The sequence below is a fragment of the Gammaproteobacteria bacterium genome, from assembly GCA_024235095.1.
Lineage (GTDB): Bacteria > Pseudomonadota > Gammaproteobacteria > Competibacterales > Competibacteraceae > UBA2383.
The window spans coordinates 530,088-546,072 of sequence record JACKNC010000003.1; the positions used below are offsets into that span (position 1 = coordinate 530,088).

The following is a 15,985-nucleotide window of genomic DNA, read 5'->3' on the forward strand; positions in this document are numbered from 1 at the left end:
TATCATATCAGCATGGTTAACCCTTCACGCACACGACTTGCTTGAGGGTATGTAAAATCTCCGTCAGATCGCTTTGATTCGTCATGACTTCATCGATGTCCTTATATGCGCCGGGAATTTCATCCACCACGCCTCGGTCTTTCCGGCAGATGACGCCGGTGGTTTGCCGGGCCAGATCGGCCTCGGTGAACTGTTTTTCGGCAGCGGTGCGGCTCATGCGGCGGCCTGCGCCATGCGCGCTGGAGCAGAAGCTCTCGGGATTTCCCTTGCCGCGCACGATATAGCTGCGCGTACCCATGCTGCCGGGGACGATGCCCAAATCGCCTTCGCGGGCGCGGATGGCACCCTTGCGCGTGACCCAGACATTGGCGTCGTAGTGATGTTCCTTGACCACATAGTTATGGTGGCAATTCACTACTTCCGAGGTAACCGTGAACGGCGGTAGATGGCGGGTCATTGCGGCAATCACCAGATCCAGCATGCATTGCCGGTTCTGCATCGCATAGTCCTGCGCCCACTGCACCGCTTCAACGTAATCAGCGAAGTGTTCAGTACCCTCCGGGAGATAGGCCAGATCCCGGTCCGGTAGCTGAATCATCCAGCGCTCCATGTCCTGGCGAGCCAGTTGGATAAAGTAATCGGCAATAGCGTTGCCAATGCCCCGGCTACCGGAATGCAACATCACCCACATCTGGTCGGTCTCATCGAGGCAGACTTCGATGAAGTGGTTGCCTCCACCCAGCGTACCCATCTGGTTCGTCCATTTCGAGAATTTGCCGAAGGCTTTAAGCAGGGTGGGGTGCCGGTCAGTTAATGCCTTCAATCCCGCTTCAAACGGACGCGCGGCGTCTACTAAAACCCGGTCATCAGGATGCTGGCCCCGACCGACCGGGACATCGCGGGTAATTTGATCAAAGACTTTCTTCAACGCCTTCTCATCGAGATCATTCGCCGCGATCGACAACCGGGCGGCAACCATTCCACAACCCAGATCAACGCCCACAGCGGCGGGAATAATCGCTTTATGAGTGGCGATCACCGAACCGATGGTAGCGCCCTTGCCTAGATGCACATCCGGCATCGCGGCAACGTGGTGATGGATGAACGGCAGACTGGCGATATTCGCCAGCTGCTGCTTTGAGGACTCGTCCACATCATCAGTCCAGATTTTGACCGGGACGCGCTGGGCGGAGAGAATCTGTTGAATCGGCATGCACGGCTCCTTTTTCCTCTGTGAGTCGAAAGGTCTGAATAATGGTAAGCTCGGGTAACCGAACCTGTATCGGCTTGTCTGACCATCCAATTCGTCAGCATAGACTTTTCTTGGCCTGCGCGCGCTCAGTGCGGTCAGTCTGCAAGTGCGTCAAGGGGAAATTCTGGGCCTGATGTTGAAACCCCTATTGCAGTAGGACTGGCGAATTTTCCACCACTCCCGTTCAAAGTAAGCCGGACAAACGGTTGCACGCCTGGAACGGGGCGTTTTGATCGACTTATCCACAGATTCTGTGGAAAACCCCTTGCCTTCAGAGACGATCTGGCCACATTGCGCTGCGTATCACTCTATGGCAACACGTCTTCACTGCGCAGATGAGACTCTGGCGCTTGGGATCTCGGTTCGCTCGGCGCTTCCGGGATAAAAATCGGGCAGGGCCGGGCGCTGGCTTGCCAGCGTGCGGCGAAATCGTCCCAGTGCGGATGTTCTTCACGGCCCGCCTCAAGATAATCCAGCAGATTCTGCACACTGAGGTTATGGCCCTGGCGACCGAGGCGGGTGCTGAAATACGCCCAGCGCAGATAAAGCACATAGGTATTGAGAACATCGCCTTCGCAATACTGATTAATCGCGGCATAGTCCCCGGCGGCGGCCTGTTCTGCAACATGCTCCCCGTGACCATTCCATTTCCCTGGCAGACCCAAAGCTTGCGCCGCTTCGTCCAGTCCCAGTCGCGGCGAAGCGCCAAAATCGCTCAGCACATCCATCAGGTCGCAGTGCCAGTTAAATTCGTAGCGATAGTCGTAACCGAAGCGGGGATCGGTGCGGTGCCAGTTGAACGCGGTCAGGCCATGGATCAGCGACCGTTGCTTAAGGACGGCAGCGTCAAAACCGCGCCCATTCCAGGTCACCACTCGTGGTTTCTGCCGGTCGATCATCTGCCAGAACCCGGCCAGAATATCCCGTTCACTCCGGTCCGCAATGCTGGCGGAACCGAGTTTACGGATCAAATAGCGCTCCCGTTCGCCATCGCGTTCAATTCGCGCTAACAGGAAACCCAGGGTCACGATCTCATGCTGGATCGGCTTGGGGAAGGTTTCAGGATCACGATCTACCGGCAGAATCGCCGCATCGGGCCGGGTTTCCAGATCGATAACCAGCAGGTGTTGGGGAGTGGCCATATAGAGGTTTCAGGCATCAGGTTTCAGGCGTCAAGAACAGAAATCAAACCCGTCCGACCCGAGATTTCGCTTCAGAGTCTCAATAATTTTGCGCTGTTGCTGAAGATTCTCGTAGGAGCCGCTGATATAGCACGGCTTACCGTCCTTGCCGAAGGTGTAACGAACTGAGCAGGCCGAGGCGTCAATGTCGCCGAATAACCGAGCCGCCTTAGCATAATCGGTATGGGGTGAAAAACCGATATCACGGGCATAGCCAACCGCTTCCTCGACCAGCCTGCGCAGGCAACTGGGATGGACTGACCCCAGAGGCGTTCGATCGTGGACCTGCTGCCGATAATATTCGAACTCTTCGGGAGAAACCACCCGATACATGGCGTCCTTGACGCCAAGGCAATAGGTATCGACCAGAAAACTCGCCAATGCCAACTGGCCGTTAGGCAGCGAACGGGTCAAAATCAGGTGACCAAGGCCTTCTTTAAACAAATCAATGGGAACCAAACAGTCGCTGACCGGGAAGCGCGCGGTTAATGCTGAGGAACCGCCGGTAATTAGCGAGCGCCGTTCGACCTGCTTGGCCTTGCGTTCAGCCGTCTTTTTAGCGAGTTTTTTCTGTCGCCGTCTTTCGTCAAGAGCCATTTTGCTCTCCAGAACACGATGATATTGTCTTTCCACATGGAAATCGGACAAATTCAGGAGCAATTTCCTGTTTGCGTTCCTGATGCCTGAAACCTTCATTCTCTCAATGCTTGATGGTAACCGGCGCGACGCCAATCAGCCAGAGATGCAACCACAGTACAAAAGCGACGTAAAGCGCCAAGCCGCCGATCACGGCAATCCAATCGTTCCATCTGGAAGGCGGCGCGCCGAGAACGGGATGTGCGACGCGGCGCTTTATGGAGATGCGATACACCACCGCCCAGGCGAGAAAGCTGCCGAATAACAACACATCCGCCAGCATCCCATTCGCTAGCAGGTGCGCGAACGCCCACAGTTTGGTCGCTGCGAGCATAGGGTGTTTGACCTTGGCCTGGATGCATCCTGGCAGGTAGACCGCCAGCAACAGTGGAAATACCGGGACCATCAGTAATAAAGCGATATGGCGCAACCATGCTGGCGGCAGGTAGAGCGGCATGGGTTCCTGGCGGGCAAGACCGTATCCCCAGACGATGAAGCTAAATCCGATAAGGGACGCCAGCGAGTACAGACCCTGCCACAATCGCTCGCCGATGCTCGCCGCCAGACGATCACGCCAGGGTTCATTGACGATCGAGATGGAATGCACCGCTAGGAAGAGAACCAGCCCAAGGATCAGAACGCTCATTTGTAAACCCTCGCTGCGCAAGTCGTGTAGTTGAAAAAAAGCAGGAACCGATTTTTAATGATATTGTGTACAGCATCGGCAATAAAGGCTGGTGCTACAACGAGAGTGTGGACAGCCCAATGCCGCGGAAGTGGCTGAACAGCAATTCGGCGCAGCATCAAGGATGGGCTGCGCCACGACAAATGGCTATGCATGATGTAGCCGAGGTTGCGATTACTGCGTGAATTGTTATCGGAAAAGGGTAGTTTGCGGATGCTGCTTGACGATAACGAAATTCATCGGGCAAAGATGATGATGGAAGAGATTTTTGGAGAGCAGAATTTTTAGCATTATAGTTAGCATAAAGTCTATTTACCCAAGAATACTACCTTCTTGGTTCTTTGAGGATTCTTGTGGAAGCCGGCTCGTTTGACCAAGCTAAGTTCCCCAAGTTCGTTGGAGGTCGATCGTGCTGTTTTTTTAAATCACAATATGAGTTGGCGAGATCGCCTCTTCCCAGCCCGATTGGCTCCACAAGAACCCTCGAAAAGCCATAAGAAATTAGAGCATGCTTTCTTACTGGCTCCAGAATTAAAGGTGATTGGCTCATGTCGGCGAGCGGATGAAACCTCAAGAAGAGGGTGGAGAAGATTCATTGAGTTTTGGCGCCATCTTGGGGCGCAAAACGTTAGGAGGGGACCATGATCCGTTTTCCTATCACCGACTTACTCAATGAACAAGAATGCTACTGTTTTTTTGCTCCATGATTCTTCATCCTCATGGTTTGTGCTGTCCGCGCGGGCATGTCCTACCGGCTTCGCAACGCCCGCACAGGGGCGACCGTGCCCCGGTGGTCGATGACTGCTGCCGGGAATGCGGTGCGGTGTTCAACCTGTTCACGGGTACTTTCTGGACGGGCATGCACTACTCCTGCACCAAGATCGTCTTGATGCTGCGTGGATTCGCGCAGGGGATCCCCCCTGCAACTGGCCGACGCATTGGAATGTGACTATGGCACGTTACTCCGGTACCGCTACCAGATGCAGGAGGCAGTCGATGTAGGGTACGCACCGCGTACCTTGGAATGCAGGCTAAACAGGTTGCCAGACTACAAGATGCTGCCTCCTGATGCGGCCATCCGGGCAGAGGCGCTTGCCAAGATCCGCCAGGTCGTCTCCGCAGCGGGCGATCCCAGCGGCGAACAGGCTGAGCGGCTGGCGCGGATTGAAAAGTTGTTTGGGGTTGTTGAGCCGGCCCAGCCGGAGTCGGGGCAAAACTGATACAGAAGTTTTTTTACCGCTTTCCCTGTCCAATTAGTTCGTACTGTTTTTGAGTCAAATAACAGCTCGACCGAGATTCACAACCGTTGAATCGCTGCGGGCGCTCGGATCGGGCTGAGGCCAACCGCGATCCGAGCGGCTTTTCCCTACGACCGCTTTAGGTCGAAGCGGTCAGCCGTCATCACTTTGGTCCATGCTGCAACGAAGTTGCGGACGAATTCCTCAGCGCCGTCTTCAGATGCATAAGCCTCAACGACAGCGCGCAGCTCAGAATTGGATCCGAAAATCAGATCCACCGGCGTTGCTGTCCACTTCAGTTCATCCGTGGCGCGGTCGCGTCCCTCGTAGAGGCCATTGGTATCCTTCGCTTTCGACCACTTTGTGGCCATATCGAGCAGGTTGACGAAGAAATCGTTGTTCAGCGTCCCGGGACGGTCCGTGAACACACCGTGTTTGACACCGCCCGCGTTAGCGTCCAAGGTACGCATACCGCCGACCAGCGCGGTCATTTCCGGTACGGTCAGACCCAACAAGTTCGCGCGGTCGACCAGCATCTCGGCTGGCGACAAGGAGTTGCCGCTACCGAAGTAGTTGCGGAAGCCATCGGCCGCCGGTTCGAGGACCGCGAAGGATGCGACGTCGGTCTGTTCCTGAGTCGCATCGGTTCGTCCGGGCGTGAAAGGAACCTTTACGTCGTGACCGGCTTCTTTTGCCGCCTGCTCGATGGCCGCCGCGCCGCCGAGGACGATCAGATCGGCGAGAGAGACCTTTTTGCCGCCGGACGTCGAGTCATTGAAGTCTTTTTGAACGCCTTCCAGGGTCTTTAACACCTTCGCCAGCGCTGCCGGGTCGTTGACGGGCCAGTCCTTCTGCGGGGCCAAGCGAATGCGCGCGCCATTAGCGCCCCCGCGCATGTCTGTATCGCGGTAAGTGGCGGCCGAGGCCCACGCGGTTCGCACCAGATCCGGGATAGAGAGGCCGGAGTCGAGGATCTTTTTCTTGAGCTGGGCAATATCCTGCGCCTCAACCAGTTTATAGTCGGCCTTTGGCACCGGGTCCTGCCAGATCAACACTTCCTCGGGTACCTCGCCACCCAGGTACCGGGCGCGCGGACCCATGTCACGGTGCGTCAGCTTGAACCAAGCCTTGGCGAAGGCCAGCTCGAACTCTTTCGGGTTCTTGAGGAAGCGCTGGGAGATCTCGCGGTAGGCCGGATCGAATTTCAGCGCCAGATCCGTCGTGAACATCATCGGCGCGTGCCGCTTGCCTTCAACGTGGGCGTCGGGGACCGTGTCGGCGCCCGCTCCGCCCTTGGGCTTCCATTGAATGGCACCGGCGGGGCTGCGGGTCTGCTCCCAATCGAAGCTGAACAGGTTCGTCAGGTACAGCATCGTGAACTCTGTCGGCGCTTGGGTCCATGCGCCTTCCAGACCGCTGCCGACTGTGTCCTCAGCATCGCCTTTGCCGCACTTGTTGGCCCAGCCGAGATCCTGCTGCTCGATGGGGGCGGCGGCCGGCTCGGGACCCACGCACTCGCTCGGCTTGTGCGCGCCGTGGGTCTTGCCGAAGGTGTGGCCACCGGCGATCAGGGCGACGGTCTCTTCATCGTTCATGGCCATGCGACCGAAGGCTACGCGGATCTGCTCGGCGGCCGCGAGCGGGTCCGGGTTGCCGCCGGGGCCTTCCGGGTTCACGTAGATGAGGCCCATCTGCGTGGCGGCGAGAGGATTTTCCAGTTTCCCTGCCTTGTCGAACCGCTTTCGGCCCAACATGTCGGCTTCCGGACCCCAATAGACGAGATCTGGCTCCCAGTCATCCGGCCGGCCGCCTGCGAAGCCGAAGGTCTTAAAGCCCATGTCCTCCATGGCGACGGTGCCAGCGAGAACCATCAGGTCGGCCCAGGAGATGTTGCGGCCATACTTCTGCTTGATCGGCCAGAGCAGGCGCCGCGCCTTGTCGAGGTTGACATTGTCGGGCCAGCTGTTGAGCGGGTCGAAGCGCTGCTGCCCGCCACCGGCGCCGCCGCGCCCGTCCGCCACCCGGTAGGTGCCGGCGCTATGCCAAGCCATGCGGATGAACAAGGGACCGTAGTGGCCGAAGTCGGCTGGCCACCAGTCCTGGGAAGTGTGTATCAGCTTCTTGAGGTCCTTCTTGACGGCCTCCAGATCCAGGCTGGCGAAGGCTTTGGCATAGTCGAAGTCCGCCCCGTAGGGATTGGACGCCGGGTCGTGATCGCGCAGGGGCTGAAGGTTGAGCTGGTTAGGCCACCAGAATTGGTTCGGCCTGGGTTGACCCTGCGCTAAAGCAGGACTAATGGGCGCAAGCGGCGTCAGTGTAATCGCCAAGGCGGCAACTAAAGACATTTTTGGTCTAAGCATGGAATTTCCACCTCCGGGGGTTCGGATCGATCGGAAGGGACTGGTGCGAAGGAAGTCCTTCGTCCTCGATCATTATCGTTGTCAGTCATTATTCGTCCGCGCCGTAAGAAACGGTCCGCGGACCCTTCGGTAGTTCACAGTATGGGAGGTCACCGTCAGCAACGGAAATAAATTTTGTCTATTGCCTTAATAGGAAGGCCAAATGATGGGTTTTTAATATTTAACATGACTCCATCGCCACTTTATAAACTCTTCAGCGGGCGACGGGGGACTGAACAGATAACCTTGGGCGCAATCGCGTCCCCGCTCCAGGAGAATGATCTGCAGACCCTCAGTCTCTACCTGAAGATACCCAGCGTAACCGCTCTACAGCGAACGCGGAGTAAAAAACCGTTTTTCGAGGAAATTTCTCGATAAGGCGTGGTTCAGGTGGCAAACCGACGTAGTTCAGCGAGCTGATCACCGGACAAAGATTCAAAATTTACCAGTAAATGGTATGAAATATGCGAATCAAATTTCATACTCAGCCACCCAGTCCAGAGGATATCGCCCCCAACACGCACGGCTTCCACAATAGCCAATAATCATGTCACCGGAAACTTGCCAAGGGATTTCCCCGTGATTATCTCCTCGCAGATAGTCGCCGCCGAGACCGGTTCTAGCAATTGCTGGGTAAGCAGAAAAAAGGGAATGGGTAGAAGGAATCAAAAAAAAACCCGGTAGTACCGGGTTTTTCTCGCACTAAAATCTTGGACGTCTAGTCAATAGAACGAATATTCGCTGCTTGCTTGCCTTTAGGTCCAGTAGTGACATCAAACGAAACCTTCTGATTTTCCCTAAGCGTTTTGAAACCTTGCCCCTGAATGGCCGAGAAGTGTGCGAACAAGTCTTCGCCACCGCCATCCGGAGAGATAAAACCAAAACCCTTAGCTTCATTAAACCATTTAACCGTACCAACTGACATTAATTTAGATCTCGAGAAGATTAAAAAGGTAGAGCAATCGCTCCGTTACAAGAACCGAAATGGAGGAACTGATGGACCGAAAACCATTGAAAGGGCTTACAGTAAATGAACAGATAACCTCACTTGAAGCTCTTGCGTTACTCACTATAAGGTATAGGGACAGACAACACAAGTGGCTGCTTAACGCCTCTCGGTCTTTGAGTTAGACTCTCTGTTCAGCTTAGAGGATATCCGGCGCAAAAGATGCTTAATGCCACAAAATTGTGTAGTCTGTAGGCAAGGCAATCGCTGCATACTGGCCCGCCGGCTTGCATCTACTGGAAACCCGTCTGTCGGAAGGCCAGGTTGTACAGGATCGGGATGGCGATGACTACCATTTTTGGCTGACCGCGACGGTGAACGACACCTCGCAATTGCGCTGGTGGCTGTTGTCGTTTGGCTCGATAGCGATTACTCCAACAAATGGCGATAGTTCCGGATAAAATCATCCGCTGGCATCGGATGACCATATAGATAACCCTGGACCTCATCGCAACCCTGCTTTTGCAGAAAGTCGACCTGTTCCCGCGTTTCAACGCCCTCGGCGATGACGCCCAACCCGAGGCTATGCGCCAGAGCGATGATGGCGCGCACAATCGCTTCGCCATTCGGATCGCGGGTAATATCGCGCACGAAAGACTGGTCGATCTTCAATCGATGCAACGGGAGTTGTTTGAGATAACTCAGCGAGGAATAACCAGTGCCGAAATCATCCACCGCCAACCAAACCCCGAGTGAACGCAGCCCGTGCATGGCGCGGATCGCCTGCGCAGTTTGACGTATGATCAACGATTCCGTGATTTCCAATTCCAGAAAGCTCGGTTCGAGTTCGGTTTCGTCCAGCAATTCCGCGACCAGGGTCGTAAGATCGGTCTGTTCGATTTGTCTGATCGATAAATTGATCGACAGGCGTGGTAACCTCAAACCTTGTCCTCGCCAGGCTTGCATCTGTCGGCAGGCTGTGCGCATGACCCAGGTATCCAGGGTGCTGATAAAGCCAGTTTCTTCTGCAACCGGAATGAAGCGGGACGGCGGGATCATGCCGTATTGCTGATGCTGCCAGCGCACCAGCGCCTCAACGCCGGTCAATCGTTCCGAGATAATGTCTACCTGCGGCTGGTAATACACCATCAGTTCTCCATGCTCGACCGCTCGCCGCAATGAGGTTTCCAGTTGCAGGCGTTCGAGCGCCCAAGCTGTCATCTCCGGCTTGTAGAACTGATAATTGCTACGGCCCTGGGCCTTGGCTTGATACATCGCAGCATCGGCATTCTTGATCAGGGTATCAGCATCATTGCCATCTGCGGAATACAAGCTGATGCCAATACTTGTGGAGATAAAGAATTCGTGCCGGCTGATGTGGACCGGTTGCTTGAACAGCTCCAGCACCTTGCGGGCGACCGTTCCTGCGTTGCTAGGTTCATCGACTTCTTCAATGAGCATGATGAATTCGTCGCCGCCCATCCGAGCCACGGTATCCTCGGCGCGGACCATCTCGGCCAGTTGCCTGGCGACCCAGCGCAACAGATCATCGCCGGCGGCATGGCCGAGTGTATCATTGACATTCTTGAAGTGGTCCAGATCAAAGAACAGCACCGCTAGCGACTTCTGATTGCGCCGGGCGCGTTCGATACTGTGTTCTAGACGAGCGTTGAACAGTAATCGGTTAGGCAACCGAGTTAGCAAGTCATGATGGGCGAGAAAATTCAGTTTCTCCTCGGAACGCTTCAGCGAACTGATATCGCTGAAAACCCCGACATAATGGGTGATCTGGTTATTTTCATCCGCCACGGTGCTAATAGTTGACCATTGTGGATAGATCTCGCCATCCTTGCGTCGGTTCCAAACCTCGCCCTGCCAGTGGCCAGTGGTTTGGATTGAAGACCACATCGCCTCATAAAATTGAGCGTCCTGACGGCCGGACTTGAAGATGCGCGGCGATTTCCCTATCACCTCCGCCTCTTCATAACCAGTGATTTTGGTAAAAGCGCGGTTGACTGCAGTAATTTTTTCGGATGCATCGGTGATCATTACGCCCTCCATGGTGTTGTCGAAAACGCGCGCTGCTTGCCGCAGTTGTTCTTCCGCCTGTTTGCGGGGGGTGATATCCCAGTAAATGCCCTGGATGCCCACGATGGCACCGGTTTCATCACGGACAGGCATCTTGGTCACTTCGACGTAACGCTTTTCGCCGGTCGCTGGAACAATGTTTTCCTCAGTCAGAACAAGGGTTTTTCCACTCAGCACCTGTTGGTCGTCGGTATGGTATTTTTCGGCGAGTTCGGGGGGATGGAGATCGTTGGCGGTTTTACCCAGACAGGCAGATAGCGGCAGGCCCAGATCCTGGAGCAAGGGGCGATTCAGGAACGTCAGACGGCCTTCGCGATCCACGCGGTATAAGCGCTGCGGCAGCAGATCCAGCATGGCGCGGCACTCTCGCAAGTAGTTCTTGCGAAGCGCCGCCAGGCGCCGATGGTGAAAACGAACGCCTAGCAGCGCCATGCCCCCGGCGCCCAGCACGACGCCGATCAAAACCGCCCATAGAATAGGATCCTGCATCGCTTCCCGTTCCGTTTCAGTGTGAAAATGGCCAGTCAACCGTTCCGCTCTTTGCGTGGCAAACGGTGGTAACGCCAGAGTATCAGAATTAGCGTGCCAACGCCCACCAGCGTGAGCATGGCCACCCAGGGATTGATGTGGTGGAACGCGATCAGAACGATACGCAAATTTTCGTCCAGGGTGTAAATCCCCAATCCCCAGCAACCGACCCATAACGCCGCACCGACCGCATTGTACAAGGTAAACCGCCACCACGGCATTTCAAGCAGGCCGGCGGCGATGCCGTTCAGTTGCCGTAGTCCGTCAAAGAATCGAGCTATGATGATCAATCCACCGCCGTAACGGGTAAAACCCTGCTCGATGCGCTGCAGATGGTGGGCGCTGATCCGGAAGCGATGCAGTAGCGCCCGTCCGCCCCGGCGCCCGATCAGATACCCCAAACTATTGCCCAGCAAGGCCGCCAGAAAGGCCGTCAGCAGCAACCACTCGATACGCAATTGTTGTTGGTTGGCCGCGGTCACCGCGCCGGCGATCAGCAGGGTTTGCCCCGGTGCGGGAATGCCAAAGCCCTCGACGCTAATGGCCGTAAATACTGCGCCATAGCCATAACGATCCAGTACCGGCTCGACTTTAGCGATTTCATGCTCGATATCCTGTAACAGGCGATGGGAGAGCGCTGGCGCTGGCGCGTCGGGAGTCGATGGCGCGGCTTGAGCCATGGCCGCACTGCTTATCAATGCTCCGTACAGCAGCAAATGAATCAGTACTCGCATTGGGTCAGACATGATCTAATATCCTCAATAGTTTAACCAAAGAGGTCTAACTCTTATCATGGAGACGCGCCCATGAGCAGCATTTTTGTGGCAGTTGCTTACGATGACATGTACCAGGCCCAGAAAGTGCGGTTGCGCCTGTTGCGGATGCAAAAAGAATATTCGATCGATCTGGAGAATGCGGTGGTCGCGGCCCGCGACGACCAGGGTAAGGTCAAGCTGCGCCAGATTCACGATATGACCGCCGCCGGGGCGCTTTCCGGCAGTTTCTGGGAACGCCCTCTTCCTCAACCCCTTTCCCATACACAGGAGAGGGGAGCGCATGATTATCCCTGAGTCAGTAACCCGGTATCTTCGTACAGATTGTCCAGCGACAGGGTCAACCGGATGTCGCCACAGGCTATTTCAATCCGGTCCTCGCGGTCGAGAATTTGCTCAATCCAGCGGTCGCCTTCCACTTTGCCGAGTAAGCGGACGATGGGCTGATGAGTTTCCGCTAGCAGGTAATAGCGCAATTTCGCCATCAATATATTCATGCTTCTCTTTAGCGCGGCTTTCCCATTCCAGATATTCAGCCTCGCTCATCCGGATTTTTTCCGCCACAGCGCTCATCATGACTCCTCGCTAGCCGCTCATCACTCAACCCCTCGGCAACGGCGGCGGCAGGTGAGTAAACAAGGCCGCCAGTTCCGCTATTTCACCCGCTGGGGTCCATTTCACCATGCCTTGCGTCCACACCAGCGTCTCGCGGGTTAATTGGCCGGTTTGCGCCTTCTGTTGCAATTCGTCCATTGGGAACGGCCCGGCTTGCTGGTTGTTCACTGCCACGTAGTAGGGATTCGCGATGGGTAAGGGCGGCGGCGCCAGAGGAGGCGGAGCCGCTTGCGGCGCAGGTTGAGGCGCGGGCGCTGGAGCCGTCGGTTGCTGCGCCGAGCGTCCCAACGCATTGCTCATCCTTTGCGCCATCGCCAGTCCCAGGCCCATATTTAGCGCCTCGGAACCGCCGCCGGGATTCGCCGCGGCATCGCGCAGGGCTTCCGCCGCCTGGAACTGGGTATACTGGTCGAGGTTGCCGACAATGCCCATACTGGTGCGCTTGTCGAGCACCGCCTCAACCTCTTTCGGCAACGAGATATTTTCCACCAGCAGATTGGTCAGCTCCAGCCCGACCGTTTCAAATTCAGGGGAGATGCGTTGCAACAGAAACTGACCGAGTTGATCGTAGTTTCCCGCCAAATCTAGCGCTGGAATTTTGGCCTGGCCGAGGATATTGGCGAAGCGCGATACGACCATATTGCGCAACTGGTTGGTAATTTCATCAGTGGTAAAACGGCCATCCGTGCCCACAATTTCACGCAGGAACGTTGGGGTGTCCTTAATCCGGATGGTGTAGTTGCCGAAGGCCCGCAACCGGATCGGTCCGAATTCCGGGTCGCGCAGCATCACAGGATTCTGCGTACCCCATTTCAGATCGGTGAAACGGCGAGTGCTAAAGAAATAGACCTCGGCTTTAAAGGGGCTTTCAAAACCGTACTTCCAACCTTGCAAGGTGGAGAGAATCGGCAGGTTATTCGTCTTCAGTTCGTACATGCCCGGTTCGAAAGTATCAGCGAGCTGGCCTTCGTTAACCAGGATAGCGACCTGTCCCTCGCGGACCGTCAACTTCGCGCCAAACTTGATCTCATTGCCATGCCGTTCAAAGCGATAAACCAGCGTATCGTTGGAATCATCGATCCATTGAATGACATCAATGAATTCCCCCATGAGTTTGTCCCAAAGTCCCATGATCAGCGACCTCGCGTGGACGGATTGGGTTGTTGGGCGCGCGCTTGGGCAGACGCGAGCGCCTGGCGCAATTCGGTCTCACAGGCTTCCAGTTGCGTCGCCGCTTCCTGCCGGCGGCGACGACCCTCATCGGCAATGCGCAGACTGTCCTCAATCGTGGCGATGAGCGTCTGATTGGCCTTTTTGACCGTTTCGATGTCGAAGACGCCTCGTTCGATCTGTTCGCGCGCCTGGACGTTGGCATGGCGCAGATTTTCGGCGTTGGACGCCAACAATTCATTGGTGAGATCGCTGGCCGCCTTCAGCGTTTTGGCCGCTTGGCCGGAGCGGTAGATGGTAATGGCCTGGGCCAGTTGCTGCCGCCATAAAGGTACGGTGTTGACCAGCGTCGAGTTGATTTTGTTGATCAGGCTCTTGTCGTTTTCCTGCACCAACCGGATGCTGGGCAGACCCTGCATGGTGACCTGGCGGGTCAGTTTGAGGTCATGAACCCGGCGCTCCAGATCGTCGCGGGCACTGCGCAGATCGCGCAACTGTTGGGCTTTCACCATATCCTCGCCAGCAGCGACCTCCCGCTCCAACGCCGGCAGCTCCTCAGCATCCGCTTGACGCAGCTTTTCTTCGCCAGCGGTGATGTACAGTTCCAGAGTGTGAAAGTAATCGAGATTGGCGTCGTACAAACGGTCGAGCGCGGTGATGTCGGTCAGTAACTGGGTCTTGTGTCGCTCCAGAGAGTTACTAATCTGGTCGATTTCGTTCCGCACTGTTTCATATTCCTGCACCACCTTGGCCAGTGGCGTGATCTTGCCAAACAGCCGGGCGAAGAACCCTTGTTTTTTGTTAGGATCCAGGTCCTCCAGATTGAAAGCGCGCAACACCTTGACCATCTCGCCCAAAGCCGTACCCGCTGGACCTATATCCTTGCTCCGCACCCCTTCCAGCATGTTGTCGGAAATGGTGGTCAACTGTTCCTGGGCTTTGCTGCCAAAGAACAGAATCGAATGCGTGTCCTGTAAATCAAGTTGGGTGACCAGTTCAGTAATCTGTTGCTGATCTTGTTCAGGCGCCGGCGCGCGAGCGGCTAAATCCTGCTGGATATGCGGCAAGGCTTCGGCGAACACCCCGGCCATAACCGGAAGTGTTGGAATTTCTTCGGAAGTTAGTATGGAGGAGGACGTAGAGGTGGACATGCGGTGAGGCTCCTTATGGTTACCAATGGCTATAACTTTATAGTATGGCCTTTTACTAAGGGGGTCTGGATACCCAGACTCCCTTTTCTGGGCAAGGCCAACCTCATATCAAATACGGATGCGCAGGAGCCCGTTTGCAGGCGATAATCCATTGAATCGCGAGCAGACAGGCTCCTAGAAAAGCTAAATTTATCAAGAAACAGCATCAATTAGCCGGTTGATCGCTCGCCAGCCAGCGGTGGAAAAAGCCAGCCAGCGCTGCGCCAACAATGGGCGCGACCCAGAATAGCCAGAGTTGTTGCAAGGCCCAGCCGCCGACGAAGATCGCCTGACTGGTGCTGCGCGCGGGATTGACCGACGTGTTGGTCACCGGAATGCTGATCAAATGGATCAGAGTCAGACACAGGCCAATGGCGATCGGGGCGAAGCCTGATGGAACGTTCTTGTGGGTGGAGCCGAGGATGACGATCAGAAACATGAAGGTCATCACGATTTCGCAAATGAGCGCCGCATTTAATCCGTATTGACCCGGCGAGTGTTCGCCGAAGCCGTTAGCCGCAAAGCCGCCCAGTTCAAAGCCCGGTTTGCCGGTGGCGATCAGATAAATGATCGCCGCGCCGGCAGTAGCGCCCAATACCTGAGCGATGATGTAGGGAATCAGGTCGGATGCCGGGAAGCGTCCGCCGGCCCATAGTCCTACCGAAACTGCGGGATTGATATGACAGCCGGAAATATGGCCAATGGCGTAGGCCATGGTCAGTAAGGTCAAACCAAAGGCCAATGAAACGCCGACAAAGGCAATGCCCAGGGGATTAGTAGGATCGGAACTGGGGAAAGCCGCGGCCAGCACAGCGCTGCCACAGCCTCCCAGCACCAGCCAGAGGGTGCCGATAAATTCGGCAGCCATACGATTGATAATCGGCATAATTTAAGAATCTCCTGCGTTTTGCTAATGGAAACCCGCCTGCGGGCGGGCGATAACCCAAATCCAGGGTTGGCGCTGAATAGCGACGTATTCAGCTAACGGGGATGCGAATCTTCTGGCCGGAATAAATCAAATCCGGATCCTTGATGACTTCGCGGTGGGCCTCGAAAATCTTTGGATGGGCCGCTGCCTGGCCGAGGAATTGCCTGACGATGGCCGACAATGTATCACCCGTCTGAATCTCGTAATACTCGACCTTGCCGGTTTGGGGCGGCGCGGTCATCCCCGCTGCGGAAACAGCCTTCATGCCTCGCACATTATCTGCCATCAACACTGCCTTTTCCACTGTCCACAGCTGTTTGGAGAACGCCAGGGGCAAGCGCGCATAGACATTTGGG

The 15,985-nt window shown here is 55.8% G+C and carries 17 protein-coding genes; 4 read left to right on the forward strand and 13 right to left on the reverse strand.

Annotation, left to right across the window (positions count from 1 at the left end; all coding sequences use genetic code 11):
* Positions 1-16: 16 nt before the first annotated feature.
* The 4 genes from H6973_19470 to H6973_19485 all read right to left on the reverse strand — a co-directional run bounded on the left by H6973_19470 (position 17) and on the right by H6973_19485 (position 3,715).
* Positions 17-1,213, reverse strand: a complete 1,197-nt coding sequence (locus H6973_19470) for an RtcB family protein (GenBank protein MCP5127708.1) — start codon at positions 1,211-1,213, stop codon at positions 17-19.
* Positions 1,214-1,560: 347 nt separating this feature from the next.
* Positions 1,561-2,394, reverse strand: coding sequence for a 3'-5' exonuclease (locus H6973_19475; protein ID MCP5127709.1), 834 nt, complete (start codon positions 2,392-2,394; stop codon positions 1,561-1,563).
* 30 nt (positions 2,395-2,424) lie between these two features.
* Positions 2,425-3,129, reverse strand: a complete 705-nt coding sequence (locus H6973_19480) for a hypothetical protein (GenBank protein MCP5127710.1) — start codon at positions 3,127-3,129, stop codon at positions 2,425-2,427.
* 4 nt (positions 3,130-3,133) lie between these two features.
* Positions 3,134-3,715: an NnrU family protein gene (locus tag H6973_19485; protein ID MCP5127711.1), complete on the reverse strand. Its 582-nt coding sequence runs from the start codon at positions 3,713-3,715 to the stop codon at positions 3,134-3,136.
* A gap of 721 nt (positions 3,716-4,436) precedes the next feature.
* On the opposite strand from H6973_19485, the gene H6973_19490 reads away from it, so the two are divergent.
* Both H6973_19490 and H6973_19495 read left to right on the forward strand, forming a co-directional pair.
* Positions 4,437-4,703 (forward strand): hypothetical protein, encoded by a 267-nt coding sequence (locus H6973_19490; protein MCP5127712.1) that lies wholly within the window; start codon positions 4,437-4,439, stop codon positions 4,701-4,703.
* Between the two features lie 106 nt (positions 4,704-4,809).
* On the forward strand, positions 4,810-4,974 hold the full coding sequence (locus tag H6973_19495; protein ID MCP5127713.1) for a hypothetical protein: 165 nt from the start codon (positions 4,810-4,812) through the stop codon (positions 4,972-4,974).
* A gap of 146 nt (positions 4,975-5,120) precedes the next feature.
* Here H6973_19495 and katG read toward each other — a convergent pair whose 3' ends face one another.
* Together katG and H6973_19505 are read right to left on the reverse strand one after the other, a co-directional pair.
* Complete coding sequence (gene katG / locus H6973_19500; protein MCP5127714.1) at positions 5,121-7,352, reverse strand: catalase/peroxidase HPI; 2,232 nt, start codon at positions 7,350-7,352, stop codon at positions 5,121-5,123.
* Between the two features lie 757 nt (positions 7,353-8,109).
* Complete coding sequence (locus H6973_19505; protein ID MCP5127715.1) at positions 8,110-8,316, reverse strand: cold-shock protein; 207 nt, start codon at positions 8,314-8,316, stop codon at positions 8,110-8,112.
* A gap of 308 nt (positions 8,317-8,624) precedes the next feature.
* Here H6973_19505 and H6973_19510 point away from each other — a divergent pair, with 308 nt between their 5' ends.
* Positions 8,625-8,798: a hypothetical protein gene (locus tag H6973_19510; protein MCP5127716.1), complete on the forward strand. Its 174-nt coding sequence runs from the start codon at positions 8,625-8,627 to the stop codon at positions 8,796-8,798.
* Here the strand turns inward: H6973_19510 and H6973_19515 are convergent.
* Positions 8,767-10,914 (reverse strand): EAL domain-containing protein, encoded by a 2,148-nt coding sequence (locus H6973_19515; GenBank protein MCP5127717.1) that lies wholly within the window; start codon positions 10,912-10,914, stop codon positions 8,767-8,769. The genes H6973_19510 and H6973_19515 overlap by 32 nt on opposite strands.
* A 35-nt stretch (positions 10,915-10,949) precedes the next feature.
* On the reverse strand, positions 10,950-11,699 hold the full coding sequence (locus H6973_19520; protein ID MCP5127718.1) for a DedA family protein: 750 nt from the start codon (positions 11,697-11,699) through the stop codon (positions 10,950-10,952).
* 60 nt (positions 11,700-11,759) lie between these two features.
* Between H6973_19520 and H6973_19525 the strand changes: the two genes are divergently transcribed.
* The gene (locus tag H6973_19525; GenBank protein MCP5127719.1) at positions 11,760-12,023 is read left to right on the forward strand and encodes a hypothetical protein; all 264 of its coding nucleotides are present in this window, start codon (positions 11,760-11,762) and stop codon (positions 12,021-12,023) included.
* On the opposite strand, the gene H6973_19530 is transcribed toward H6973_19525, so the two are convergent.
* The 5 genes from H6973_19530 to H6973_19550 all read right to left on the reverse strand — a co-directional run bounded on the left by H6973_19530 (position 12,014) and on the right by H6973_19550 (position 15,915).
* On the reverse strand, positions 12,014-12,211 hold the full coding sequence (locus H6973_19530) for a hypothetical protein (protein ID MCP5127720.1): 198 nt from the start codon (positions 12,209-12,211) through the stop codon (positions 12,014-12,016). The genes H6973_19525 and H6973_19530 overlap by 10 nt on opposite strands.
* A gap of 115 nt (positions 12,212-12,326) precedes the next feature.
* Positions 12,327-13,472 (reverse strand): SPFH domain-containing protein, encoded by a 1,146-nt coding sequence (locus H6973_19535; protein ID MCP5127721.1) that lies wholly within the window; start codon positions 13,470-13,472, stop codon positions 12,327-12,329.
* Positions 13,473-13,474: 2 nt separating this feature from the next.
* Positions 13,475-14,602 carry a toxic anion resistance protein gene (locus H6973_19540; GenBank protein MCP5127722.1) on the reverse strand — a complete coding sequence of 376 codons (1,128 nt, stop codon included), beginning with the start codon at positions 14,600-14,602 and terminating at the stop codon, positions 13,475-13,477.
* A gap of 265 nt (positions 14,603-14,867) precedes the next feature.
* A complete protein-coding gene (gene aqpZ / locus H6973_19545) occupies positions 14,868-15,587 on the reverse strand; it encodes an aquaporin Z (GenBank protein ID MCP5127723.1) in 720 nt (239 codons plus the stop codon).
* A gap of 91 nt (positions 15,588-15,678) precedes the next feature.
* Positions 15,679-15,915 (reverse strand): LysM peptidoglycan-binding domain-containing protein, encoded by a 237-nt coding sequence (locus H6973_19550; protein MCP5127724.1) that lies wholly within the window; start codon positions 15,913-15,915, stop codon positions 15,679-15,681.
* Positions 15,916-15,985: the final 70 nt, after the last annotated feature.